23 protein-coding genes are annotated in these 25636 nt (G+C 63.6%); 9 read left to right on the top strand and 14 right to left on the bottom strand.

Going from position 1 to position 25636, the window contains the following annotated elements; all coding sequences use genetic code 11:
* Nucleotides 1-47: 47 nt before the first annotated feature.
* The 3 genes from V2L18_RS19140 to V2L18_RS19130 all read right to left on the bottom strand — a co-directional run bounded on the left by V2L18_RS19140 (nt 48) and on the right by V2L18_RS19130 (nt 2521).
* Complete coding sequence (locus tag V2L18_RS19140) at nt 48-596, bottom strand: DUF992 domain-containing protein (protein ID WP_336179919.1); 549 nt, start codon at nt 594-596, stop codon at nt 48-50.
* A gap of 56 nt (nt 597-652) precedes the next feature.
* On the bottom strand, nt 653-1150 hold the full coding sequence (locus V2L18_RS19135) for a DUF992 domain-containing protein (protein WP_336179918.1): 498 nt from the start codon (nt 1148-1150) through the stop codon (nt 653-655).
* 168 nt (nt 1151-1318) lie between these two features.
* Nucleotides 1319-2521 carry a pyridoxal phosphate-dependent aminotransferase gene (locus tag V2L18_RS19130; protein WP_336179917.1) on the bottom strand — a complete coding sequence of 401 codons (1203 nt, stop codon included), beginning with the start codon at nt 2519-2521 and terminating at the stop codon, nt 1319-1321.
* 369 nt (nt 2522-2890) lie between these two features.
* On the opposite strand from V2L18_RS19130, the gene V2L18_RS19125 reads away from it, so the two are divergent.
* The 3 genes from V2L18_RS19125 (at nt 2891) to V2L18_RS19115 (ending at nt 4117) form a co-directional block, all read left to right on the top strand.
* The gene (locus V2L18_RS19125) at nt 2891-3199 is read left to right on the top strand and encodes an antibiotic biosynthesis monooxygenase (RefSeq protein WP_336179916.1); all 309 of its coding nucleotides are present in this window, start codon (nt 2891-2893) and stop codon (nt 3197-3199) included.
* A 78-nt stretch (nt 3200-3277) separates the two neighbouring features.
* Complete coding sequence (locus tag V2L18_RS19120; RefSeq protein ID WP_336179915.1) at nt 3278-3586, top strand: antibiotic biosynthesis monooxygenase; 309 nt, start codon at nt 3278-3280, stop codon at nt 3584-3586.
* A gap of 192 nt (nt 3587-3778) precedes the next feature.
* Complete coding sequence (locus V2L18_RS19115) at nt 3779-4117, top strand: hypothetical protein (protein ID WP_336179914.1); 339 nt, start codon at nt 3779-3781, stop codon at nt 4115-4117.
* A gap of 212 nt (nt 4118-4329) precedes the next feature.
* Here the strand turns inward: V2L18_RS19115 and ppa are convergent, their stop codons facing one another.
* Together ppa and V2L18_RS19105 are read right to left on the bottom strand one after the other, a co-directional pair.
* Nucleotides 4330-4866 (bottom strand): inorganic diphosphatase, encoded by a 537-nt coding sequence (gene ppa, locus V2L18_RS19110; RefSeq protein WP_336179913.1) that lies wholly within the window; start codon nt 4864-4866, stop codon nt 4330-4332.
* A 344-nt stretch (nt 4867-5210) separates the two neighbouring features.
* Nucleotides 5211-5735, bottom strand: a complete 525-nt coding sequence (locus V2L18_RS19105; RefSeq protein ID WP_336179912.1) for a GNAT family N-acetyltransferase — start codon at nt 5733-5735, stop codon at nt 5211-5213.
* 142 nt (nt 5736-5877) lie between these two features.
* On the opposite strand from V2L18_RS19105, the gene V2L18_RS19100 reads away from it, so the two are divergent.
* Nucleotides 5878-6267 (top strand): DUF423 domain-containing protein, encoded by a 390-nt coding sequence (locus V2L18_RS19100; RefSeq protein WP_336179911.1) that lies wholly within the window; start codon nt 5878-5880, stop codon nt 6265-6267.
* 96 nt (nt 6268-6363) lie between these two features.
* On the top strand, nt 6364-7992 hold the full coding sequence (locus V2L18_RS19095; RefSeq protein ID WP_336179909.1) for a bifunctional metallophosphatase/5'-nucleotidase: 1629 nt from the start codon (nt 6364-6366) through the stop codon (nt 7990-7992).
* A gap of 75 nt (nt 7993-8067) precedes the next feature.
* On the opposite strand, the gene V2L18_RS19090 is transcribed toward V2L18_RS19095, so the two are convergent.
* Nucleotides 8068-8970: a DMT family transporter gene (locus tag V2L18_RS19090; protein WP_336179908.1), complete on the bottom strand. Its 903-nt coding sequence runs from the start codon at nt 8968-8970 to the stop codon at nt 8068-8070.
* A gap of 171 nt (nt 8971-9141) precedes the next feature.
* On the opposite strand from V2L18_RS19090, the gene V2L18_RS19085 reads away from it, so the two are divergent.
* Nucleotides 9142-9495, top strand: a complete 354-nt coding sequence (locus tag V2L18_RS19085; protein ID WP_336179907.1) for a DMT family protein — start codon at nt 9142-9144, stop codon at nt 9493-9495.
* Nucleotides 9496-9562: 67 nt separating this feature from the next.
* On the opposite strand, the gene V2L18_RS19080 is transcribed toward V2L18_RS19085, so the two are convergent.
* From V2L18_RS19080 to V2L18_RS19055, 6 genes are all read right to left on the bottom strand, one after another.
* Nucleotides 9563-9973, bottom strand: a complete 411-nt coding sequence (locus tag V2L18_RS19080; RefSeq protein ID WP_336179906.1) for a DUF3775 domain-containing protein — start codon at nt 9971-9973, stop codon at nt 9563-9565.
* 137 nt (nt 9974-10110) lie between these two features.
* Nucleotides 10111-10635 carry a hypothetical protein gene (locus V2L18_RS19075; RefSeq protein WP_336179905.1) on the bottom strand — a complete coding sequence of 175 codons (525 nt, stop codon included), beginning with the start codon at nt 10633-10635 and terminating at the stop codon, nt 10111-10113.
* A 168-nt stretch (nt 10636-10803) separates the two neighbouring features.
* The gene (locus tag V2L18_RS19070; protein WP_336179904.1) at nt 10804-11328 is read right to left on the bottom strand and encodes a DUF1499 domain-containing protein; all 525 of its coding nucleotides are present in this window, start codon (nt 11326-11328) and stop codon (nt 10804-10806) included.
* A 140-nt stretch (nt 11329-11468) separates the two neighbouring features.
* Nucleotides 11469-13520, bottom strand: coding sequence for an RNA polymerase sigma factor RpoD (gene rpoD / locus V2L18_RS19065; RefSeq protein ID WP_336179903.1), 2052 nt, complete (start codon nt 13518-13520; stop codon nt 11469-11471).
* Nucleotides 13521-14103: 583 nt separating this feature from the next.
* Complete coding sequence (gene dnaG / locus V2L18_RS19060; protein WP_336179902.1) at nt 14104-16071, bottom strand: DNA primase; 1968 nt, start codon at nt 16069-16071, stop codon at nt 14104-14106.
* Nucleotides 16072-16288: 217 nt separating this feature from the next.
* Nucleotides 16289-16738, bottom strand: coding sequence for a GatB/YqeY domain-containing protein (locus tag V2L18_RS19055; protein ID WP_336179901.1), 450 nt, complete (start codon nt 16736-16738; stop codon nt 16289-16291).
* Nucleotides 16739-17107: 369 nt separating this feature from the next.
* Here V2L18_RS19055 and carA point away from each other — a divergent pair, with 369 nt between their 5' ends.
* The gene (carA, locus tag V2L18_RS19050; RefSeq protein ID WP_336179900.1) at nt 17108-18316 is read left to right on the top strand and encodes a glutamine-hydrolyzing carbamoyl-phosphate synthase small subunit; all 1209 of its coding nucleotides are present in this window, start codon (nt 17108-17110) and stop codon (nt 18314-18316) included.
* A 528-nt stretch (nt 18317-18844) separates the two neighbouring features.
* Here the strand turns inward: carA and V2L18_RS19045 are convergent.
* Nucleotides 18845-19294: a MerR family transcriptional regulator gene (locus tag V2L18_RS19045; protein WP_336179899.1), complete on the bottom strand. Its 450-nt coding sequence runs from the start codon at nt 19292-19294 to the stop codon at nt 18845-18847.
* 317 nt (nt 19295-19611) lie between these two features.
* On the bottom strand, nt 19612-20766 hold the full coding sequence (locus V2L18_RS19040) for an AraC family transcriptional regulator ligand-binding domain-containing protein (protein WP_336179898.1): 1155 nt from the start codon (nt 20764-20766) through the stop codon (nt 19612-19614).
* A 1079-nt stretch (nt 20767-21845) separates the two neighbouring features.
* Here V2L18_RS19040 and V2L18_RS19035 point away from each other — a divergent pair.
* Together V2L18_RS19035 and carB are read left to right on the top strand one after the other, a co-directional pair.
* Entirely contained in the window at nt 21846-22133 is a 288-nt protein-coding gene (locus tag V2L18_RS19035; RefSeq protein WP_336179897.1) for a helix-turn-helix transcriptional regulator, read from the top strand.
* A 211-nt stretch (nt 22134-22344) separates the two neighbouring features.
* Entirely contained in the window at nt 22345-25617 is a 3273-nt protein-coding gene (carB, locus tag V2L18_RS19030) for a carbamoyl-phosphate synthase large subunit (protein ID WP_336179896.1), read from the top strand.
* The last annotated feature ends 19 nt before the right edge of the window (nt 25618-25636 follow it).

Raw genomic sequence — 25636 nt, 5'->3', positions numbered from 1 at the left:
ATGTCTTTCCGCAGAGACTCCGGAAAGACGGGCTCCGGGGCCACCGCCTAGTTCAGAGAACGCAGTTCCAGTTCGGTGATGCCGGCGGCAAGGTTGATACCGACCTGGCTGTTCAAGCTCACCGGTTGCAGCACAATGGTCTGATCTCCCTGGCTGACGAGCGCATTGGCACCGATGCCGACGCCGAGCGTCGCCTCGGCCGAAACGCCCACATAATCGCCGGCAAGCGCACCCGCACCGACCTCATCCGTCTTCGCGAAGACGAACCAGCGGATCACGCCGCCTTCCGTCTTGCCCAGATCGAGACCGACCCTGCGGATTTGCCCGAAATAGACATCCGGCGGCTGGTCTGCACCGCGATCGAAGGTGCAGGAGAGATCCTTCGCCGACTGCAGGAGGCCATCGTCGCCGCTCTTGATGGCGCAATCGAGCAAACCGAGTTTAACCTGGCCCTCGTCACTGCCCTGCCCCTGCGCGCCCGGAACGCGCGGCGTTCCCTGTGCCGGCGCGCTTTCCTGGGCCCCTTGCGCGACTGCCGGCCCCGAAACGAGGGCCGGCAGGATCGCAGCGATCAGTGCAACCGCTTTCAACGACATTCCACACCTCCTGCGTGCATCGCCGCTTCCGGCAGCACCTGAGCGCCCGGGACAGTTCAGCGCGTCGCGGTCAGCTTGAGCGAGGCGATGCCGGCGGCCACGTTGAGGCCGTTTTGCACCTGAACGGAGACGGGATTGAGTGCGATCGACTTGTCGAGGCCGCCGATAAGCGCGTTCGCGCCGACGCCGCCGCCGACCGTCGCTTCCGCCGAAAGGCCGACATAGTCGCCTTCGAGCGCTCCCGCTTCCACATCGGCAGCCGGAGCAAGAACGCCCCAAGAAATCTTCGTCACGCCGGTCTCGCCGACGTCGATACCGTATTTGGTGATCTTGCCGTGGTAGGCCTCATCAGGCCCGGAAACGGGGCTGAAGACGCAAGTAAGATCCTTGGAGGATCCGAAAATGAAGCCGGACCCGCCGTCGACGGTGCAATTGAGCACGCCGACCTTCACGCCCGGATCCTCAGCCGCCGCGGCCGGCGTGACCGCAAGCGCACCGGCAACCGTTGCTGTGGCAGCGGCAGTGGCAAGGAGCGCGGTTATATGTCTGGTCATCGAAATCCCTCATGTATCAAGGTCCGGAGACTTGGCGCCGGGCCCGGCCGTAGCCTGGCTTCACCGGCCTGTCCCGGACGTTTCCGCCCGGGACGGGCCGTTCATCGCTTCGGCAGACCAACGCTCGGTCCGGTAGAGGGTTCCGTGATTTTCCCTATCGGGCAGGCGTCAGCGCACGTTTCCGCAGAAACGCTGGATACGGGTGCATGCCTCTTCCAGAGCCTGCGTGGAGGTCGCATAGGAGACGCGGAAGTTCGGGCCGAGCCCAAAGGCCGAGCCCTGCACGACCGCGACCCCTTCGTCCTCGAGAAGCGCGGTGACGAAGTCCTCGTCCGTCTCGATCTTCTTTCCCGAAGCCGTCGTCTTGCCGATCAGCCCCGCGCAGGAGGGATAGACATAGAAGGCGCCTTCCGGCGACGGACAGCTCAGTCCCTGCGCCTGGTTCAGCATCGAGACGACCAGATCGCGTCGCCCCTTGAAGATCTCCGCGTTCTTCGGAATGAAGTCCTGCGGCCCGGTGAGCGCCTCCACCGCGGCCCACTGCGAAATCGAGCAGGGGTTGGAGGTCGACTGCGACTGGATTTTCGCCATTGCCTTGATCAGCTCGCCCGGCCCGCCGGCATAGCCGATACGCCAGCCGGTCATCGCATAGGCTTTCGACACGCCATTGACCGTCAGCGTGCGGTCCTTCAGGCCCGGCTCCACCTGCGCGATCGTGGTGAACTCGAAATCGTCATAGACGAGGTGCTCGTACATGTCGTCGGTCATCACCCAGACATGGGGATGCTTCATGAGCACCTTGGCGATCGCCTCCAGTTCGCCGCGCGTGTAGGCCGCGCCGGACGGGTTGGAGGGCGAGTTGAAGATCAGCCATTTGGTCTTGGGCGTGATCGCGGCTTCAAGCGCCTGCGGGGTCACCTTGAAGCCGTTCTCGATGGTGGTATCGACGGGAACAGGCGTTCCGCCGCCCAGAAGCACCATATCCGGGTAGCTCACCCAGTAAGGCGCGGGCACCAGCACCTCGTCGCCGGGGTTCAGCGTCGCCATCAGGGCGTTGTAGAGAACCTGCTTGCCGCCGGTGCCGACGGTGATCTCGGAGGTCTTGTAGGTCAGACCGTTCTCGCGGGCGAACTTGTCGACGATTGCCTGCTTCAGCTCGGGCAGACCGTCGACCGCCGTGTATTTCGTCTTGCCGTCCGTGATCGCCTTGATTGCTGCCTGCTTGATGTTCTCCGGGGTATCGAAATCCGGTTCACCGGCCCCGAGGCCGATAACATCGCGTCCGGCTGCTTTCAGTTCCCGCGCCTTGTTGGTGACCGCGATGGTCGCAGACGGTTTCACCCGGGAAAGCGAGTCGGCAAGAAAAGCCATAGTTCTGTTCTCCGTGAGGATTGGCGCCGTCAATCAAAAAACGGCGCACGGACCCTATGCCGCCTCGCGCCCGCGCGCAACAGCCTGAATAGCTGCGCGCGTTCGACCGCCCGCAGTCTGATACCGGCACCGGCCGTATCGTTAACCTCAACAGCGAAATTTCCACCAATCCGGATACGATGATACGTTAGGATACATGTGAAACATGGTGACCCGTAGAGGCGAGCCCGGTGTGAGGGTCAAGTCCGAGAGACGAGGCCGCCAAGCCCGTCCGATGATCGGGCCGGACGTGCATCGCCGACGCCCCGGAGAAAAGGCAACCGCTCCGCATAACGCGGCCCACTCACAAGAACGCTGACGGAAGGCGCCGTGACAAAGCTTTACTCCATCATCCAGATCGACACCAAGCCGGAGTACCGCGAGGCATTTCTTCGGGCCGCACGCGAGCTGATCGACCGTCTCCAAGACGAACTCGGGCGGCTTGAGCACGCGATACACGCCTCCCCCACCACCCCATGCCAGTTGATCGTTACGATCCGCTGGCACGATAAGGAGGCTATGGCGGCTCATTTCGCCTCCCGCCATCTGCAGGACTACCTGAAGGAGACCGCACCCTACGTCGCCCAGCCGAGCGTCTACCGAACCTTCACCATCGAAACCGAGCACACGCTGCTGTGACGGCGGGGAGAGCCACATGTTCGCAACCGTGACGGGCCACGTCCGCAGTCGCCCAATACCCTGCCGCGGGAGATGGTCATGACCAACGTGACGATCCTGTTCCACGTGAGCATAAGGGCCGAACGCCGGGAAGATCTCGTCGATGCCCTTTCCGTCGTGGCCGCGCTGAGCGGCGAGGAGGACCTCTGCCTGGCCTATGACATTTATACCACCGACAGATCGAAGACCGATCTCGTCGTCGTGCAGACCTGGGAGACCCGCGAAGGCTACGAGACCCATAACCGGCTCGGCTATGTCGGCGCGCTGTTCGATCGCTTCGAGAACGATCTTCTGGAGCCCGTCCGCCGCACGATCCTTTGCCCGGCCTCCGAGATCGCCTCGCTTTAACACTCTCGCGTAAACCGAAAGCGCAGAAAACGGCCGCACGTCGACCGGCCCGCCCCGATTGCGCCACAGTGTTCACCGGCGCCACAATTTCGTCCCCAAAACACACCGCAGAAGTCCCAATCCCGGCACGGTCGAGGCCCAATCGCCGGGATAATCGGCCTTGTCAGTAAACGGACCACAGGGGACGGTCCCATGCAGTATCACCGTAGCGTGCCCTTCGGGGCGAACCTGAGCGAACCGAAGACAGTTCGGGTGGGGGCCCGGCTCGACGACCGTGGCAGGATCGCGGTGCAAGGCCATCGTGGCTTGCACGTGCGGCGCGGCCCGATGGCCGCAGGCCTCGCCGCCGCGGCACTCGCATTCACGCCGGTTCTGGCATTTGCCGCGACAGAGCCGGTCAATACCGGGCTCGCGCTCGGCGCGGCCTGGATCGCCTTCGTCGCGATGGTCGTGGTGGTCGCAGCCATGTGGCGCCACTTCGCCCGTCGCATGCTGGCGAGCCTGCGCCCGCGCTGGGAGGATTGGGGCTAAAGCGCTTTCCGTTCAGACGAAACCGCCTGATCGACAAGAAACCGCTCCAGATCAATACCTAGAGCATAGTCCGACCAGATCTGTGCGATCTGATCGACACGACGCCGGAAAAACGGAAAAAGCGGGAGCAAAGCCCCCGCTTCCGGAAACGCTCGAACCGGCCCGCGCCGCACTCCGGCAGCGGGTCAGCCGTCACATGATGTTCCGACCTTTCAGGCCTTCTCGTTCTTCGCCCGCTCGATCGCCTCGGTAATGAGCCGCTTTGCGACATCGACGCCGGCCCAGCCCTTCACCTTCACCCACTTGCCGTCTTCGAGATCCTTGTAGTGCTCGAAGAAGTGCTCGAACTGCTTGATGGTGATCTCCGGCAGATCCTCGTAGCTGTTGATCCGGTCGTAGCGGCGGGTAAGCTTGGGGTGCGGCACGGCCAGCACCTTCTCGTCCATGCCGGATTCGTCTTCCATCATCAACACGCCGATGGGTCGGCAGTTGAGGATGGCGCCGGGCACCACCGGGCGCTGGTTGCAGACGATGACATCGATGGGGTCGCCGTCATCGGAGAGCGTGTGCGGCACGAAGCCGTAATTGCCCGGATACCGCATCGGCGTATAGAGGAAACGGTCCACGAACATGGCGCCCGCGGCCTTGTCCATCTCATACTTGACCGGCTCGCCACCGACCGGCACCTCGATGATCACATTGACATCTTCCGGCGGGTTCTTTCCGATCGGCACGGCATCGATGCGCATAGTTGCGACTTCCTTCGCTTGATTCACGGCACGCCCTGCGGTCCGGTCGACGGGCCCGGCGTACTGTTGAGCTTGAAGATGATCTGGATCCGCAGCCCCGGTGGGCCCGGATCGCCGGCAGCGGGAGTGGGTGCTCCGCATCCGCCGCTGTTCGCCGGCTTTGTGCCGGGGACTGCGACAAAGTGCAAGCCAATTATATGCGCTGCAGCAAGGTCTGGATGCGGAAAACAGGCGATCCTCTCCGGTTTCGCCGGTGCGACAAGCACCGGCAGGCAGCATGAAGAGGCCCAAATTCGCCATGAATTCCAGCCGGGTACCAAGCTTCACCGAGCCCCGGCGGAGCCCTACCGCTCCCTGCCGGGCTCAGCCCAGCCATAGACCCGGATCGCGATGTCGGATTTGCCTATGCGCTCCACCTTCTCGTCGCACAAACCGCCGCCCATGGCCTCATAGAAAGCCTGGGCCGGCAGGTTCTCCTTCAGCACGCGCACCGCGACACCGGGCAGCGCGGCGGAGTTCATCGCGCCGCGCGTGGCCTGGAAGAGCCGCCGGCCAAAGCCGAGGCCCTGGTGATCAGGCCGAAGATAGAGCTCGTAGATCTCGCCGGCGAAGGGCAGGTGCTTCAGCCGGCTGTGCCCGAAAGTGGCGTAGCCAGCCAGCGTACCACACACGTCGAGAACGAGGATGCGCGTCTTGTAGCGGATGGCGGCATGCCACCAGGAAACGCCCCTTCGGGCTAGGAGGCGCTCCAGCTCGACGCCAGACAGAACGCCGCGATAGGCACCGTGCCACGCCGCATCGTGGATGTCGGCGAGCACTCCGGCATCCTCCGGTCGAGCCTGGCGAATGGTGACGGCATCGATCTTCATGGCATCACTCTACGGCGTCGCCGAAAGGCTTGAAAGCTCTTTCGGCTCGTCTACCCTTGCCGCGCACCGCGACAGGCCGTGGGAGGGCTGTCGCAAAGCCTGCACCACGCCGCCCTCGAACCGTCCCTTCTGAAAGGCACGCATGACAGACCGCCCTTCTCTTCTCGTCTGGCCCGCCATTGCCGGCGGCCTTGCCGGCGCGGCCGGCGTTGCGCTTTCCGCAGCCGCGGCACATGTCGACGGCTCCGATTTCGTGCGCTCGGCCGCCGCCATCGCACTCGCGCACGCGCCACTGCTGATCCTGCTTTCCCTGCCCGGCACCCGGCGCATTATCGCCCTGCCCGTCCTGCCCGCGCTGATGACAACTCTCGGAACCATGCTGTTCTGCGGCGACATGGTCACGCGCGCCTTTCTCGATTTCTCGCTCTTTCCCTATGCCGCGCCAACCGGCGGAAGCCTGCTCATCCTGGGCTGGCTCGCGACTGCGATCCTCGCCCTGCCCGCCCTGTTTCGACGCGACCCGGCGGGCTAGGAGGGAACATCAGGCCGCAGCAGGTTTGAGTTGCGGCACCGCCCCGTTCAAGGCACCGTATCGGCCACCTTCCCTCAGGCCAGAACGGGGCGTGACATGAAGACTGCGTTGATTTTTCGGAATGCCTTTATTTTCCCGGCGACCCTGGCCGCCGGCCTCATCCTTGGCGGCGCTGCGCGTGCCGATTACGCATTGACCATCCTGCACACGAACGATTTCCATTCGCGCATCGAGCCGATCAACAAATACGATTCCACCTGCGGCGCTGAGGACGACAAGGCCGGCAAGTGCTTCGGCGGCTCCGCCCGGTTCATGGCCAAGATCACCGAGCGCCGCGATGCCATCCGCGCAGCCGGCGGCAATGTTCTGCTGCTCGACGGCGGCGACCAGTTCCAGGGTTCGCTGTTCTTCACCCACTACAAGGGCAAGGCCGCAGCCGAACTGATGAACCGGATCGGTTACGACGCCATGGTCGTCGGCAACCACGAATTCGACGACGGCCCCGAGGTCCTCTCCGCCTTCATCGAAGCCATCGATTTCCCGATCCTGCTCGCCAATGCCGACGTTTCCCGTGAGGCTTCCCTGAAGGACAAACTCAGGAGCGCCTTGGTGATGGAGGTCGGCGGCGAGAAGATCGGCCTGATCGGCATCACTGCCGAGGACACCGGCGAGCTTTCCTCCCCCGGCGACGATGTCCGTTTCCTCGATGCCGTCGCCACCCTGAAGGGCGCGACGCAGGCGTTTCAGGCGGCCGGTATCACGCGAATCATCGTGCTGTCGCATTCCGGCTACAAGCACGACAAGGAGATCGCCGCCCTGGTGCCGGGCATAGACGTGATCGTCGGCGGCCACTCTCACACCTACCTCTCCAACTCCGATGACAAGGCCGAGGGTCCTTACCCGACCTTCGTCGACAACGCGGAAGGCGGCCGTACGGCCATCGTCCAGGCCGCTGCCTACGGCAAGTTCCTGGGCGAGGTGAATGTCGTTTGGAACGACGCCGGAGATCTCGTCTCCGCGGCAGGCGCCCCCATCCTGATGGACGCGAGCGTCATAGGGGATGCCGAAACCGGCAAGCGCGTCGCCGAACTCGCCGCGCCGCTCGACGAGATCCGCAACGAGGTCATCGGCCGGACCACGGCCGCAGTGGAGGGCTCGCGCGAGGTCTGCCGCAAGCAGGAATGCGAGATGGGCGATCTCGTCGCCGATGCGATGCTCGCGCGGGTGAAGGATCAGGGCATCGACATCGCCATCCAGAACGGCGGCGGCCTGCGCGCGTCCATCGATGCCGGCGACGTCACCATGGGCGAGGTCCTGACCGTGCTGCCCTTCCAGAACACGCTGGCGACCTTCCGCCTCAAGGGATCCGACGTTCTTGCCGCGCTGGAGAACGGATTTTCGCAGGTCGAGGACGGCGCGGGCCGCTTCCCGCAGGTCGCCGGCATGAAAGTCGTGTGGGACGCCGGCAAGCCCGCCGGCAAACGTGTGGTGTCGGTCGAGATCATGACGGACGGGGGCTATGCCCCGATCGAACCGGACAGGCTCTACGGCGTGGTGTCGAACAACTACATGCGCGGCGGCGGCGACGGCTATGCGATCTTCGCCACGGCCGGCCAGGATGCCTACGACTTCGGCCCCAACCTCGAGGACGCCGTCGCCGACTATATCTCGAAGGCCGACGGCTACGAGCCGCGCACCGACGGCCGCATCCGCCAGGCCAACTGATCGCGCAAGACGACCGGAACCTAATGACGAAAGGAGCCCGCGCGCCACACGGCGCGCGGGTTCAAAGCGCCGGGTTCAAAGGGCTGGCGGGGTGGCGATCCGGCGACGGCCGAAGAACGGCAGGATCTGAACGGCAATGATCGCGACGAAGATCAGCGCACAGCCGGCAAGCCCCGCCGGCGTCAGCCGTTCGCCGAGGAGGATCGCGCCGCAAAGGGCTGCGAACAGCGCCTCGGCGGAAAGGATGATTGCTGCGTCCGCCGCCTTGGTCCAGCGCTGGCCGATGACCTGCAGCGTGAAGGCGAGCCCGCCGGAAATGACGCCCGTATAGAAAAGCTCGAACGAGGCATTCTTCACGCCCGCCCAGGTCACGCCTTCCAGCAGCAGACCCGGGACGAAGGAGCCGGCGCCGACAATGGCAAACTGCACGAAGGACAGCATCAGCGGACGGGCCCCCTGCGCGCCCAGACGCCCGACAAGCAACACGTGCAAGGCCCAGAAGACGGCACAGGCGAAGACGAGACCGTCGCCCCAGTTGAGCCCCCCGATCCCGCCGCCCCCCAGAAGATAGATACCGACGACCGAGGCCAGGGAAGCGGGCCAGACGACCGGATGCGGCATGTCGCGAAAGACCGCGGCGCCAATCATCGGCACCATCACCACGTAGAGCCCGGTCAGAAAGCCCGCATTCGTCACCGTGGTGTAAACCAGCCCGACCTGCTGCAGGGAGATCCCACACAGAAAGACAAGACCGACGACCAGAAACATGCCCGCATGCGCACGCGATACCGGCACATCGCGGTGCTTTCGCGCTTCTCGCAGCGCGAAGGGCGCAAGACAGGCGGCCGCGATCAGGAACCGCAACCCGGTGAAGGTGAGCGGCCCAAGGCTCGACATCGCCGTGGATTGCGCCACGAAGGCCGAGCCCCAGATGAAGGCGGTGAGAAGCAGAAGAAGGTTTGCTGCAAGACGGGTCATACGCCCCGGTAGCCCAGGAAGAATGTTCTGGCAAGTGGGGCGACGCACATCCCCCGTTCACGGGGCTGGCGTCCGCAACCGATCCGTGCGAGCGGCGTTTTCAAAAAGACGATTGCCCACAGGTCTCGCCGGCAATAGAACACCCGCTCCCGCCGCACAGGTGACCATAAAATGCCTCTCCCGCCGACGCTCTCCCATATCCTCCCCATCGTCATGCTGATCGGATCGAACCTGTTCATGACGATCGCCTGGTACGGTCACCTCAAGATCAAGGCGGCCCCGCTGGCGCTGATCGTTCTGGCAAGCTGGGGCATCGCGTTTTTCGAATACTGGCTGGCGGTCCCCGCCAACCGGATCGGCCACACGGTTTATTCGACCGCCCAGCTCAAGACGATTCAGGAAGTGATAACGCTCGTCGTGTTCGTGGGTTTTTCCGTCGTCTACCTGAAAGAGCCGGTCACGGCGAACCACCTGATCGGCTTCGCTCTCATCGCGGCCGGTGCGGCTTTCATCTTTCGCGGGTAGACGTTTCCGCCTCTCCCGGCGAGACGCGTCGGGCGGGGTCTTCATCGCCTGGAACGCGAGGCCCAGGCTAGAGATTCAGCGCGTCGAGCCCGGCTTCCAGATAATCGGCGAAATAGGCCATGCGCGCGAGATACCGCGCCGTCGGTCCGAGCGCACGGCTGCGCGCTTCCTCGATCGCTGTCGCCAGATCGGCCGGCTCGTAGTCGCCGCGACCGATCCATGTGATCGCCACCAGTTCCGCCGCCTCGTCGACGTTCAGGTCCTCCAGCAGCGAGACCAGCTCATCCTCCGTCAGATCGTCGACTTCTTCCTCGACAAGGCCCTCGTGACGGTGCGCCTCTGAGAGGTTATCCGCGTCGAATTCCACCTCGCCTTCGTGGCCGCCCTCGAAGGTGTCCTGCATCGAGCCGCTGACGGCCCGCGCCTTTTCCACGATCATCCGGACGGTATCCGGACTGAGGACCAACTCGACCGCCATCGCCTGTTCTCACGCCTTGCTGAGCTGCGTCGTCTCCCGCCCTGCCGCTCTCGTTTCAGGGACAAGTTTTCCGACGCCACGATTCTTCGCCATCGATATAGAACCGTGTTTTCGACGCTGCGTCGAGTACCCGCGCCTCAGGCCTTTTCGGCCCGGTCGCCGAGCGTCTGCTCCAGTTCGGCGATCCAGCGTTTCACCCGTTCCTCGTTGTGGCCGCCCCCGTGTTCGGGGACAAGGCAACGGGAATAGATCGCAAAGGTCGAATGGCCAGCATCGAGCGGGATGTAGCGCACCTGAATGAGTTCGGGCACCCTCAGCCAGCGGGTTCGCTGAATGAAACGGTCGCCCAGCCAGTCGGGGTCCATTCCGACCCGCTCGGTCAACGGCTCGGTGCGCACGATGCGCCGCATTTCCTGACGCAGCCGTGCCGTATCGACGGAAAAGACCGGCGTATACATCTGGGGCTTGGTGTGCAGGGGTTGGGTTTCGGGCGCGGCGAGGAAGCAGTGGGAGGCGGGTGGAGGATCAAGTTCGGCGAAATCGACCGGTTCTTCCGGCGGCCCGAAGACGACCTCCCAGAGACGCTCGCGGCCATCGCCGAACCAGGTGATGATCGCAATCGCGATTGTGATGAGAGCTGCGACTATCAGAAGAGAATTCATAGGATCCGACCATCCCTCGCCGACCGAGAAGGCGGTGGCGATGCCATCCGACTTCTATAGTGGGAGTTGCGACGGGTCGAGACAATGCGGCCAATTCGCGAGTTTTCCCGAGGGTTTGGCACTATTTTCGGCATGCCCTAACGGCATTTTCGATTGTCGGTTACCGGTTCATGCCGCAGCAATCGGCGGCACTGCGCTCTCCAGCGCCCGCAGCCAGCGCCTGACGCGTTTCTCGTTGACCCCGAAATCGTTGCTCCCGAGCTTTGAGCGGGAATAGATCACGAGCGTCGTACGCCCGACATCGACGGGCACGTAGCGGATGACGATCGTGTCGGGAAAGCGCATCACGGGCGTGCGCTGGATATACCGGTCTCCGAGCCCGTCGTCATCGACCGCGACGTGTTCGACCAGCGGTTCCGCCTCGATGATCGCGGAAAGCGCCTGACGCAGCGCATGCGGATCGGCGGCAAAGACCGGCGGCACCAGGTCCGGCTCAGCCCGCACGCACACCTCCGGCGGGCACGCGAGAAACGTGTTCGCCGACTTTGGCCGCTTCAGTTCCGCGAAATTGGGAACAGGCCCAAGATCGGCGGGACCGAACAGAAGCGCCCAGGTGCGTTCTCGGCCGAAGCCGAAGAAACCCGCGACAAGAACCAGAACAATGACGATTGCGACAATGGCGGCTGTTTTCATGGCCGCACCATCGCCTGAGGGGTGACCGGGCGCAAGGATTTGAACGCGTAGAGCATCCGGAAACTGCGCCGCCTCGGCAATAAATAGAAAAGCCCGGCACGATGGTCGGGCTTATCCAGGTTCCGTGAATGCGCCGATTGTCAGCTATCCAGGAAGCTCCTGAGCTTCCGGCTGCGGCTCGGGTGCTTCAGCTTCCGAAGCGCCTTCGCCTCGATCTGGCGGATACGCTCGCGGGTGACCGAGAACTGCTGGCCGACCTCTTCCAGCGTGTGGTCGGTGTTCATGCCGATGCCGAAGCGCATGCGCAGCACGCGTTCCTCGCGCGGCGTCAGAGACGCCAGAACGCGCGTCGTCGTCTCGCGCAGGTTCGACTGGATCGCCGCGTCGATCGGCAGCACCGCGTTCTTGTCCTCGATGAAATCGCCGAGGTGGCTGTCTTCCTCGTCGCCGATCGGCGTTTCGAGCGAAATCGGCTCCTTGGCGATCTTGAGAACCTTGCGGACCTTCTCAAGCGGCATCTGCAGCTTTTCGGCCAGCTCCTCCGGGGTCGGCTCGCGGCCGATCTCGTGCAGCATCTGTCGCGAGGTCCTGACGATCTTGTTGATCGTCTCGATCATGTGCACCGGAATGCGGATCGTGCGGGCCTGGTCGGCGATGGAACGGGTGATCGCCTGCCGGATCCACCAGGTCGCATAAGTGGAGAACTTGTAGCCGCGGCGGTACTCGAACTTGTCGACCGCCTTCATCAGGCCGATGTTGCCTTCCTGGATGAGATCGAGGAACTGCAGGCCGCGGTTCGTGTACTTCTTGGCGATGGAGATCACGAGGCGCAGGTTCGCCTCCACCATCTCCTTCTTGGCGATCCGAGCTTCCTTCTCACCCTTCTGTACCATGTTCACGATCTTGCGGAACTCGGTGATTTCCAGACCGGTCTCGGAGGCCAGCGTCTGGATCTCCTGGCGCAGCTCGCGGATCGTGTCCTTTTCGCGCGCCACGAAATCCTTCCAGCCGCGCGAGGACAGGTTGGCCACCCGGCGGATCCAGTTCGGATCGAGCTCGGCACCCTGGTACTGCTTGAGGAAGTCGGTGCGGCTGACGTGATAGCTGTCGGCGAGGCGCAGCAGACGCCCCTCATAGCCCATCAGCCGCTTGTTGATGTCGTAGAGCTGCTCGACCAGCGAATCGATTCGGTTCTGGTTGAGCGACAGGCTCTTCACGTCCTCGATCACGTCGTCGCGCAGCTTCTTGTGGCGCCGCTCCTGGGAGGGCGACAGCGTCTTGTTCTGCAGACGGTTCTCGACGTGCTGGTCCTGCAGGCGGCGCAGCTTCTTGTAGCTGTCGGCGATGCGGTCGAAGGTCTCCAGAACCTTCGGCTTCAGCTCCGCCTCCATCGCGGCGAGCGACATGTTGGACTCGAACTCGTCGTCGTCGTCCCCGTCGCCCTCGCTGTCCCCCTCGCTTTCGCTCTCACCCTCGCCCTTCGGCGCGGGCTTGGCCTCGGCGCGCGGCGCACCGGTCGAAGCGACGTTGCCGGCCCCGGCATCCTCGGATGCCTCATCGTCGCCGTCCTCGTCCGAATCACCGCCGTTGCCCTTGCCTTCGGGATCGGCATAGGTCGCTTCCAGATCGATGATCTCGCGCAGCAGGATCTTGCCGTCGTTGAGCTCATCGCGCCAGATGATGATGGCCTGGAAGGTCAGCGGGCTTTCGCAAAGCCCTGCGATCATCGCCTCGCGGCCGGCCTCGATGCGCTTGGCGATGGCGATTTCGCCCTCGCGCGACAGCAGCTCCACCGAGCCCATCTCGCGCAGGTACATGCGCACCGGGTCGTCGGTGCGGTCCGTCGGCTCCTTGGTCGTGGTCTTGGCGACCGCCGTCGTCGAGGCCTCGACGAGATCCCCACCATCCGGCTGGTCGTCGTCGTCGGAATTGTCGGCTTCCGCCTCCTCATCCGATTCGACCACATTGATGCCCATGTCGGAGAGCATCGACATGGTGTCCTCGATCTGTTCGGAGGTGACCTCCTCCGACGGCAGCACCGCGTTCAGTTCCTCATAGGTGACGTAGCCACGCTTCTTGGCGGCCTTGATCATCTTCTTGACGGCGGCATCGGAAAGGTCGAGCAAGGGACCATCGGTGGTCTCGCTCGCCGTCTCCGTCTGCTCTTCCGCCTGCGTCGCTTTGGCTACCATGTCCTACTCCACAACCGCCGGACCACGCGCCGGGGAGGCTCTGTCCGCGCAAGGCACCGAACCCTGCTGCGTGCGCTCGCCCGAAAATCGCCCGCTCAATCCCATGTTCTGATACGCCGGGTGTCTTAAGCCCCGCTTAACCGTAACCGCCGGTGACCCTTCGTGCGGTGATATTCACGTGCGCCCGCCGACGGCCCCTGTAAAATGGCGAACACACGCCAGCACCGAAGCTGGCCACCTTCGCCGGCATCGGGAAAATCGTCACGGATATCGGACAGATCTGGTGTTTTCGCCGATCCATGTCACGGCGCTCATGCTGTCCCACGAGGTTATTTAACTTCGCCGTGACGATTCGCAAGAGTGATTCTCCACGGTCAAGCAGAAAAGATTGTTCCGCACCGCTCAAAGCCTCGTCTCCGGCACCGCCGAACGACGGCGCAACACGGCTTCGGATACCGTCACCCTCAGCTGCGGACCGCGTCCTCACATATGGCCCCGCCGCGCCACTCGACCAGTCCCACCGAGGGGCTTTTCTTGCATCCGCCCGGGTGCGGCCCTCCCCGTCTCAGTCGCGGATCTGCCCCTAGCCGGCCCTGCGCAAGCCTTCCGCCTTGTGCGCGGCGCGAATGGCGCGCGCCTCTTCTGCCAGATCATGATCGCGCCGTCCCAGTTCCTCGCGCCGACGCATCACCTCCTGCTTGAGCGCCTGAATCCGCTGCCAGGCCTGCTCGTCGATATCCTCCGCCGAGGCTTCCAGCTCCTGTTCCATCTCCCGCTCCAGCTGGCCGAGCTCCAACTCGTCGAGGAACAGTTCAAAACAGCGTTCGATGAAATCGCTCGACGGATTGAAGTTCAGCACCTGCAGCCGCTCGCTGAGCCGGGTCCAGTTGGGGTGAAAGCGCGCGCCATCCGGCGCCGCCTGCCGATCAACCATCACCTCGTTCAGGATTTCGTAGAAACGCGGGTCGAGGGTTTCGAAGAACGATGCCACCGTCTCGTCGTCGAGATCGACCGCCAGCCGGCACAACTCCGCCTTGAAGCCCTCGTGCAGGTCGTCGTTGAACCGAAGCCGGGCGATGCGTTCCACATTGTTCTCGAAGAGATCGAGATAGCGCGTGCACAGCCCGCACACCGTGCGCTCCATCGAAAAGAGAGGTCCGTGCGGCTTCTCGATTCGCTGCGGCACGCCGGCGCCCTTCCCGTCGCGCCCATGGCCGTCCCGGCCCCTGTCGTCGCGCCCGCGCTTGTCCCGCCCGCCCCGGCTCGCCTCCCAGAACAGGTTGGACAGCTTCAGCCGGATTTCCAGCTGATACCGCCGCCGCACCCGCTCGTCGCGGATCTGTTCGATGAGATCGTAAAGGCTCTTTTCCAGCGCCGCCTTGCGCTCCGGCGTGGCGATGTCGCGGTCGGCGACCTCACGCTGCCACATCACTTCCGAAAGCGGCAACGCCTTGCCCGTCTCTGCCAGAAAGCCCTCCCGTCCGCCGGACTGGATCAGGTCATCGGGATCCTTGCCGTCGGGCAGGAACGCGAACTGGAAGGAATAGCCGCTCTTCAGCGCCGGCAGAATGCGGTCCACCGCCCGGTTGGCGGCACTCACGCCGGCCGTATCGCCGTCGAAACAGATGGTGGGCTCCGGCGCCAGGCGCCACATGCGCGCGATCTGGTCCTCGGTGAAGGCCGTGCCGAGCGAGGCGACCACATGGCGGATGCCGGCCTGCCACACGGAGATGGCATCGAGATAGCCTTCCGTCACGATCGCCTGCCCCGCCTCGAAGGCCGGCTGGCGGGCGCGGTGCAGGTTGAACAGCATCGAGCCCTTGTGAAAGAGCGGCGTTTCCGGCGAGTTCAGATATTTCGGCTGGCCGTCGGGATCGAGCGTGCGCCCGCCGAAGGCGACCACGTTGCCGCGCTCATCCTGGATGGGAATGATGATGCGGTTGCGGAACCGGTCGTAGGAGGGACGGCCGGTCTCGGGCTGGATCAGCAGCCCCGCCTCCACCATCGTCGCCTCGTCGACGCCGCGTTCCAGAAGATGCCGCTTCAGCCCGTCGCGCGCATTGGGCGCCAGCCCGAAGCGGAATTCGCGCAACGTGTCGTTTGAAAGCTTGCGCCGCTCCAGATAGGTGCGCGCCGAACCCGCCGTCGGCCCGTAAAGCTCGCGCTCGAAGAAGCGCGCCGCCATCTCGCACACCTCTGCCAGCCCCGCCCGGCGCTGCTGGCGTTCCTCCGCACGCGGGTCGGGCTTGGGCAACGGCACGCCGGCGGCCTCTGCCAGCTGCTCCACGGCTTCGGGAAAGCTCAGGCCCTCGGTTTCCGTGAGAAACTTGAAATGATCGCCGGACGCGCCGCAGCCGAAGCACTTGTAGTGCCCGCGCCGGTCGTCGACGTGGAAGCTCGGCGTCTTTTCCTGATGGAACGGACAGCAGGCCCAATAATCGCCGCGCGAAGGCTGCGTCTTGCGCCGGTCCCATGTCACGCGCCGGGCCACCACTTCCGAAAGCGGCAGCCGCGTGCGAATGTCATCGAGGAGCGAAGGCGGAAAGCGCATGGGACTCGTCTGCTGGGAACCAAAGGTGCAGTCTAACGCCTGCGCGGGCTTTCCGACATATGTAAGCACTCAGGATAGCGGGGAAAGAGGACCCAAGCCCAACCGGCGGCTCCTCGACACGTGCCCTTGCGCCGGCCACTGCCGCAGCAACGCGCCAGATCAATACCTTGAGCATAATCTCATCGATCAGGTTGCTTCAATCCGATCGGAATATGTTCTAGTGCAGCAGCCCCTTCACCACGCAGCTTGCGCGGGCGAAATCCATCTGCCCCGGATAGCGCTCCTTCAGCACCGCCATGGTGCGGCCCATGTCGCGCAATCCCTTGCAGCCGAGTTCGTCCACCACCGCCTGGCACGCCGCCTTGGTGTCCGCCTCGTCGAGCTGCTTGGGCAGAAATTCCAGAATGATCGCGGCCTCGTCGCGCTCCTGCTGAGCGAGATCGAGCTGTCCGGCCTCCTCGTATTCGGCGGCGGAAATCTCGCGCTGCTGCACCATCTTGCGCAGGATATCGAGGATCTCCTCCGGCGCCACGCCGTCGCGCCCCTGCGTGCGCGCCGCACCGGCACGGTCGTTGATGGCAACCAGAATCAGGCGCAATGTCGCCGCGCGACGCTTGTCCTGTTGTTCCACCGCCTCCGCGAGGGCGGCATTCAGACGGTCGCGCATGGTCAGCGCCGGCCCCCGCAGACGGGAAGCTGTTCAAGCCAGATTTGCATCATCGACTCGCTGTCTGATCCTAATATGCTGATTTATAAGAGGTTTTTTCGCGCTGCGGCGAGTTGACCCGCGGTCTTCGTTGCCCTACTCTGCGCGCCTGAGCGCGCACCGTGCCTGGTTTGAGCCATCCTGGCCCGAGCCGTCTTCGTTCGGGGGCCCGTCTCAGCCAGTGCCGACCGGTTCTGCCGGTTGGGCGCGTGTCGCTGATCAGGATCCCGTTGCGAACCGGCTTTGGCGATTGATCGAAAGATCGATCGCCGCCATATATCGGTCCCGCTTGTGCGCATGATGTCACCAACCCGATCCGGATTGCAACCCATGACGAACGCTGACGCCTGGTCCGCGACGCCCCCCACGGCCGCCCTTGTCCTTGCCGATGGAACCGTGATCGAGGGCCACGGCCTCGGCGCGACCGGTTCCGCCGCCGGCGAGGTCTGCTTCAATACCGCCATCACCGGCTATCAGGAAATCCTCACCGATCCCTCCTACGCCGGCCAGATCATCACCTTCACTTTTCCGCATATCGGCAACATCGGCGCCAACGAGGAGGATGTGGAGACCGTTAACCTCGCCGGGGCCTCGGGCGTGCGCGGCGCCGTGCTGCGCGCCGACATCACGTCCCCGTCGAACTACCGTGCGACCCGCGCGCTCGACGCCTGGTTGAAGGCGCGCGGCATCATCGCCATCGCCGGCGTCGATACCCGTGCGCTCACCGCCCGCATCCGCGAGAGCGGCATGCCCAACGCGGTCATCGCACATGCACCCGACGGCCGCTTCGATTTCGACGACCTGAGGGAACAGGCGAAGGCTTGGCCCGGCCTTGAGGGCATGGATCTGGCGAAGTCCGTCACCACCGGGCAGAGCTTCGAGTGGAGCGAGACGCCCTGGAAATGGGGCGAAGGCTACGGCCGTCAGGACGCGCCGAAATATCATGTGGTGGTCATCGACTACGGCATCAAGCGCAACATCCTGCGGCTTCTGGCCGATCAGGGTTGCCGCGTAACCGTGCTGCCGGCGACCGCCACGGCGCAGGAGCTCATGGCACTCGATCCCGACGGCGTGTTCCTCTCGAACGGCCCCGGCGACCCGGCCGCGACCGGCGAATACGCGCTGCCGACGATCCGTGCGGCAATCGACTCCGGCATTCCGGTTTTCGGCATCTGCCTCGGCCATCAGCTGCTCGGACTGGCACTCGGCGGCAAGACCCGAAAGATGCATCAGGGCCACCACGGCGCGAACCATCCGGTCATGGACCGCACCACCGACAAGGTCGAGATCACCTCGATGAATCACGGCTTCGCGGTCGATACCGACAGCCTGCCGGACGGCGTGGAGGAAACCCACGTCTCGCTCTTCGACGGATCTAACTGCGGCCTGAGACTTTCCGGCAAGCCGGTCTTCTCGGTTCAATACCACCCCGAGGCTTCTCCCGGTCCGCGCGACAGCCACTACCTGTTCACGCGCTTCATCAACCTGATTCGCGAGCGCAAGGGCGAAGCTCCGCTGCCGGAGCGCGGCGCGGCCTGAGAAGGTCGGAACAAACCTGGCCGATAATTGCAACACGGAAATACCGGCCGCCGCTGCGTCCGGCGGCCGGCCTACCATGACCATCGTGAAAACCGGTGGCACGGAGGCAGCGGACACGCATGCGTCCATCCCTGCGTTTGGCAGGAGCTTCGCCGCCGTCAAAACCATCTGGGAAAAATGATGCAGCCCGGCCGCGGCCCCAGGCACCGCCTGAAGCTACGACCGGGCAAAACTGCAAAATGGCCGCCCGTGTCCGGCACTTTTCCGGGCTCGGGAGGAACCTGCATGGCAGAAGTGACGGTCCCTGTTCACATATCCGATCGGGCAATCATGCCCGACAGCAAGAACCGTCCGTATTCGATCCCTCGAGCATGTTCATACCGACCGGGTCGGATCGATCCGGTCGGAACAGGCTCCAGAGCATATCCCGATCAGATGGAACCTATCTGATCGATAAGGATATGCTCAAGGTATTGATCTGGAGCGATTTCTTATCGATCAGACGGTTCCGTCTGATCGGAAAGCGCTCTAGAGAATCTCGGTCGAGACGAGAACGTCGAGATCGCTGACGATCTGCCGCGTTTCCGCGAGCTGCTGCTTGACCGTCTCGCTCTGCTCTTCGAGCAGGTCGAGCTGGGACGCGCAGATGGAGCGCAGGTTCTTGAGCTGCTCGGCGCGCGAGGCCTTGCCTTCGACCAGCTTGAGCACCTGGCGGATTTCGACCAGCGTCAGGCCGATCCGCTTCGCCTGCAGAATCACCCGCATGCGGCCGACTTCCTGCTCACGATAGAAACGGCGCGAACCGCGGCGAACCGGGTTGAGCAGCCCCTTCTCCTCGTAGAAACGCAGGGTGCGCAGCGTGACGTCGAACATCTCGGCCATTTCCGAGATGGAATAGAGCTTGCCGTCCTCGGTGGAGTGAGGGATGGGACCTGCGATATCGGGAACGGCGGTGAGTGTTGTTGGTATTGTATTCATTTTGCCTACTTGCCAGTGAATTATGGTTGGTTCGGCCGTCCACCCATCGGCCTTGTCGAAGCGCGAACGCAGCGACATTCCTTTTGATCTCGAACCGGCTCCGACCTCCGGGTATCTTCGACCTCGACGGAAGGAGCCACATTTGTCCGGATCATTTTATCCGGTTATTACACCTCTTTATAATTCCTCCAGGGTAATTCGGACGTTTCCCGTGGGAACGGGCGGAATATGCCACCGCCTCGCGCTACGTAATTCGCCCCGCGCGCCTAAGTTTTAGCTCAAGGGGACATGCGACAACACGGCCCGTTGCGCGTGCGCTACAGTCGTTCCCGGTCCGATTGCATGTGACTGCGGTAATCTCGCGGAGACCGGCCAAACCATCTCTTTGCGGCACGGGTAAAATTACCAATACTGGAGAAGCCGAGCCGATAGGCGATTTCCGACACCATCAGGTCCGTTTCCTCAAGGTAACGCTTGGCCGCGTCCCGTCTGAGACCATCGACGAGATCGTTGAAGTTGGTGCCGCTGGCGGCGAGCCGGCGCTGCAGGCCGCGAACGCTGAGCCCCAGCCGCCGCGCGACCAGATCCAGCGTGACATTCCGCTCCTCGCGCTGCCCGAGGACCATGATCTCTTCCCGCACCTTCAGCACGATATCGTCCTGGCGCCGACGTTCCTGCATCAGCCTGACGTTGAGATCGCACAATGCCTTGAAGAGATGCGCGTCGGCCATGGGGTTTGGAAGGTCGAGACTGCGCTGCGGAAAGACGACCTCGTTGCGCTCGGCCGAAAAGTGCAGGCTGGCGGAAAGCAGCGAACGGTGCAGCGCAGACGATTTCGGCCGCTCGCGCATCAGCCGCACCTCCACCGGGTATTCGGAACGCGGCAGCGCCGTCGTCAGCCACGACACGAAGAGGCATGCATTGCGATCGACGATCTGGTTGCGTCGCGTGATCAGCGGAGAATAGTTCCAGGTCAGCGTCGCGTTGCCGTCAAAGCGGACCGAAACGTCCGAGGCATCGATGTGGAGGCTCATGAAACGCGCAAGCGTCTCCAGCGCAACACGCAAGTTCGGCACGTAACGCAGGCTCAAGGGTAACGTGCCGTGGCCGCTTTCCGTATCCTGCGCCGTCCAGCGCAATGCCAGGCAATCGTCGTCGGCGGCCTCGGAGGCAAGCTCCAGGAGATGGGCGAACGCATCCAGCGCGACATAGCTGTCAGTCGCCGTGGTATCCGCATCTCCCAGTCCCGCCTGGTTCGCCAGGCTCGAATAGTCGACGCCGCGCATGGCCAGATAGCCTGGCAGACCATTGAGGCTGCGGCAATGCACGAGGAAAGCGTCCCCGTTCTCGCTGTCGGCGGGCATGTTCACGCCCCGCCGCGCGGTCATGTCCGCAACAGCGCCTGTTATCGGCTTGCGACCACTTTCGAAATGCATCATGACCCGGCGGACCAACTCGAGCGCCGCGAACACGGCCGCTCCTGAACTGTGCAACGAACCCGCCCGGACCGGCCGGTCCGCAACGGAGGTTTTGTTTTCGACATGACGAAGACGAACGGCGTGCGCCGCTCGCCTTCCCCGTGTCGCGCGGCTCCGTGTGCATCGCAAGCCGTATCACGTCAACGTTCCACAGAACCCCAGAGGGATCCGCGGGCGCCCCCATGATCCGCATGCATCAAGCGCAACTGACCCGCTGGTCGGACTGCCACGATCAAGACACGCGACCGGAGAACCCCCCTCGGCACTTTCCAAGTGAACAAGATATCCAGCGAGGCACTCTGATACGTTACGTCGGAAGACAAGCCAACCACAGGACTTCGGCAGTAATCCGAATACCTCAATGATTATCGCTTGATACGGTTAATCATTCGATGTGGCAATTCAGGGGCAGCCTACTCGCTCGTTGCCACCGTCGAAAACGGGGGAAAAACGTCGGATTTCTGCGCTTTATGCCCGAAACAGGGGCTTTCGAGATCCCGTGTCGGGACACATTTGTTTCCAAATTTTTCCCTGTGAAAGTAACGTAACAATCCGGAAAACGCACGGATTTCCGCCATTTTCCTGAGTAACCGGCAGCGCAACTCCTTGGTAACATGTAAACTTATGCCGGACGCTATCCACCGGCCCGCCTGAAAATAACCAGCGCAGCGCGAACCAACCGCGTCAGAGCGCACCGGAACGTTGCGTGACGGTGAAGATCCAGCCGATCGCGGCCGATCGCTGAGCGGGTGAGAATGAGGTCGGAATACATCTGTCGAACTCCTTTTCGTGGTGAGTGGAATATGAAGCCGGGGCCAAGGCGCGCCGCGTCGGGGACCGGTCATGGCCAATCGGAACACAAACCGGCGCACAAAGCGCACTCAGTGCTTCCACTTGGCAATATGTGCACATAGTGCGCTTTTGTCAAGAAACGCGCACTTTGTGCATTCGATTGGACTGGTCTAGAATGGGCGCGCCGCATCCCGCGATGCGGTGGAAAGTCGGCCGCGCCGCCCTGGTCGCCGCACTGGCAATGGGCGTCGATGGCATCCAGAATCAAAGAGATACCCGAAATGAACACCTCCGCTGCAATGACGCCGGACCAGTTCCGCGCGTGGCGAAAGACCCTCGGCTGGAAACAGAAGGAAGCAGCCGAAAAGCTCGGACTGAAGAAGCGGATGATCCAGTATTACGAGAAGGGAGACCGAGACGGCCGCAAGGTCGACATTCCGCGTTATGTCCGGCTCGCCTGTTACGCGCTTTCCGCAGGCGTTGACGATTTTGACGGACGCACCGCGACACCTGCTGTCGAAAACACCGGCGAAACCCTCGCGACGCCCGACGCCGGCGGCGCATCCTGACGCTCCCTCCGCGAGCGCCGGAGCCGGACTGCACGATGTTTTTTCAAGTTCGCACGCCTGATCCCGCCGACGGGGGTTTCCGCCCCTCCACTTTTTCCCTATAAGGCCCGCTCAGCCGAACATCATCATCTGTCGCGATGCGACTCCTTGACCGACACATGCCGCGTGTCGCCGGCGGAGCATGCCCGATGCGCGACCCCGGGGAGCCGAAATGCCCAAGCGTACTGACATCCACTCCATTCTGATCATCGGCGCCGGCCCCATCGTCATCGGGCAGGCCTGTGAATTCGACTATTCCGGTACGCAGGCCTGCAAGGCCCTCAAGGCGGAAGGATACCGGATCGTCCTGGTCAACTCGAACCCGGCCACGATCATGACGGATCCGGAACTGGCCGATGCGACCTACATCGAGCCGATCACGCCGGAGATCGTCGCCAAGATCATCGAGAAGGAACGCACCGAGCGTCCCGACGAAAAGCTCGTCCTGCTGCCGACCATGGGCGGTCAGACCGCGCTCAACTGCGCCCTCAGCTTGCGCAAGATGGGCATCCTCGACAAGTGGGACGTGGAGATGATCGGCGCCACCGCCGACGCCATCGACAAGGCCGAAGACCGCGAGCGCTTCAAGGACGCGATGACCAAGATCGGCCTCGACACGCCGCGCTCGAAGCTCGCCCACGCCATGGCCGACGGCTATGCGGCGCTGGAGGAAATCGGCCTGCCGGCGATCCTGCGTCCCTCCTTCACCATGGGCGGCACCGGCGGCGGCATCGCCTACAACCGCGAAGAGTTCCTCGACATTCTGGAGCGCGGCCTCGATGCCTCGCCGACGAACGAGGTGCTGATCGAGGAATCGGTGCTCGGCTGGAAGGAATACGAGATGGAGGTGGTTCGCGACCGCGCGGACAACTGCATCATCGTCTGCTCCATCGAGAACGTCGATCCGATGGGCGTGCACACCGGCGATTCGATCACGGTCGCGCCGGCGCTGACGCTGACCGACAAGGAATACCAGATCATGCGCGACGCCTCCCTGGCGGTGCTGCGCGAGATCGGGGTGGAAACCGGCGGCTCCAACGTGCAGTTCGCGGTCAATCCGGAAGACGGCAGGCTCATCGTCATCGAGATGAACCCGCGCGTGTCGCGTTCCTCCGCGCTCGCCTCCAAGGCGACCGGCTTCCCCATCGCCAAGGTCGCGGCAAGGCTGGCCGTCGGCTACACGCTCGACGAGCTGGAAAACGACATCACCGGCGGCGCAACGCCCGCCTCCTTCGAACCCTCCATCGACTACGTTGTCACCAAGATCCCGCGCTTCGCCTTCGAGAAGTTCCCGGGCGCGCAGCCGGTGCTGACGACGGCGATGAAGTCGGTCGGCGAGGTCATGGCCATCGGCCGCACCTTCACCGAAAGCCTGCAGAAGGCGCTGCGTGGACTGGAGACGGGGCTTTCCGGCCTCGACGAGATCGACATTCCGGGCCTCGGCCAGGGCGACGACAAGAACGCCATCCGCGCTGCCCTCGGCGTGCCGACGCCGGACCGGCTGCTGAAGGTCGCCCAGGCCATGCGGCTCGGCCTCGACAACGAACAGATCCATGAGGCCTGCAAGATCGATCCCTGGTTCCTGGAACAGCTGCGCGACATCATCGAGCTTGAGGCCAAGGTCGCGAAGTTCGGCCTTCCGGAAAATGCGGAAAGCTTCCGCAGGCTGAAATCCATGGGCTTTGCCGATGCGCGGCTGGCGAAGCTGGCCGGGCTTGAGGAAGAGGAGGTCACGGCAAGGCGCACCGCGCTCGCCGTGCACCCGGTCTACAAGCGCATCGATACCTGCGCCGCCGAGTTTGCCTCCCCGACCGCCTACATGTACTCGACCTACGAGGCGCCTTTCGCCGGCAAGCCCGCCAACGAGGCCCAGCCGTCGGAAGCCACCAAGGTGATGATCCTCGGCGGCGGCCCGAACCGCATCGGCCAGGGCATCGAATTCGACTACTGTTGCTGTCACGCCGCCTTCGCGCTGGCCGACGCCGGCTACGAATCGATCATGGTCAACTGCAACCCGGAAACGGTCTCCACCGACTACGACACCTCCGACCGGCTCTATTTCGAGCCGCTGACGGGCGAAGACGTGCTGGAGATCATCCGCATCGAGCAGTCGAAGGGCACGCTCAAAGGCGTGATCGTGCAGTTCGGTGGCCAGACCCCGCTGAAACTCGCCCAGGCGCTGAAGGAGGCCGGCGTGCCGATCCTCGGCACCTCGCCCGACATGATCGACCTGGCCGAAGACCGCGACCGCTTCCAGAAGCTGCTGCACAAACTCGACCTGAAGCAGCCGGACAACGGCATCGCCCATTCGGTCGACGAGGCCCGCGCGATCATCAAGGAAATCGGCTTCCCGGCCGTGATTCGCCCCTCCTACGTGCTCGGCGGCCGCGGCATGGAAATCGTGCGCGACGAGGAACACTTCGAGCGCTACATCAACGAGGCCGTCGTGGTTTCCGGGAAGAGCCCGGTCCTGCTCGACCACTATCTTTCCGACGCCGTCGAGATCGACGTCGATGCCCTGTGCGACGGCAAGGACGTGTTCGTGTGCGGCATCATGGAGCACATCGAGGAAGCCGGCATCCATTCCGGCGATTCGGCCTGCACTCTGCCGCCGCACTCGCTGTCGTCAGACACCTTACGCGAGCTGAAGGAACAGACCCGCGCCATGGCGCTGGCCCTCGACGTCGGCGGGCTGATGAATGTCCAGTACGCGATCAAGGACGGCACGATCTACGTGCTCGAAGTCAATCCGCGTGCCTCGCGCACGGTGCCTTTCGTGGCCAAGACGATCGGCGTGCCGGTCGCCAAGATCGCCGCGCGCATCATGGCCGGCGAAACGCTCGCGTCCTTCGACCTGCACAGCAACCGGCTCGATCATGTGGCGGTGAAGGAAGCGGTGTTCCCGTTCGCGCGCTTCCCCGGCGTCGATACCGTTCTCGGCCCCGAGATGCGTTCCACCGGCGAGGTTATGGGCCTCGACCGCGCCTACCCGGTGGCCTTTGCGAAATCGCAGCTGGGCGCCGGCGTGAAGGTGCCGACGCAAGGCACCGTCTTCATCTCGTTGCGCGACGCCGACAAGCCGCGCATCGTGGAGACGGCCCGCATTCTCGAACGCTGCGGCTTCTCGATCATCGCCACGGGCGGAACACAGCGATATCTCGAGGAAAAGGGAATTAGCTGTCGCAAGATCAACAAGGTGCTTGAAGGCCGGCCGCACATCGTCGATGCTATCAAGAACGGTGAGGTTCAGCTCGTCTTCAATACGACCGAAGGCGCGCAGGCCCTGACCGACAGCCGGTCCCTCCGTCAGGCGGCGCTGCTGCACAAGGTGCCCTACTACACCACCCTGGCAGGCGCGATTGCCGCCGTACTGGCGATCGAGGCGTACAAGACCGGCAGCCTTGAAGTCAGGCCGCTGCAGGATTACTTCCCCTCGGCCGCCTGACGAGCGTCACGGACGTGAC

The organism is Breoghania sp. JC706 (assembly GCF_037026715.1).
Lineage (GTDB): Bacteria > Pseudomonadota > Alphaproteobacteria > Rhizobiales > Stappiaceae > Breoghania.
Note: the sequence above shows the minus strand (reverse complement) of the source record. Positions and strands in the feature narration are given on the sequence as shown.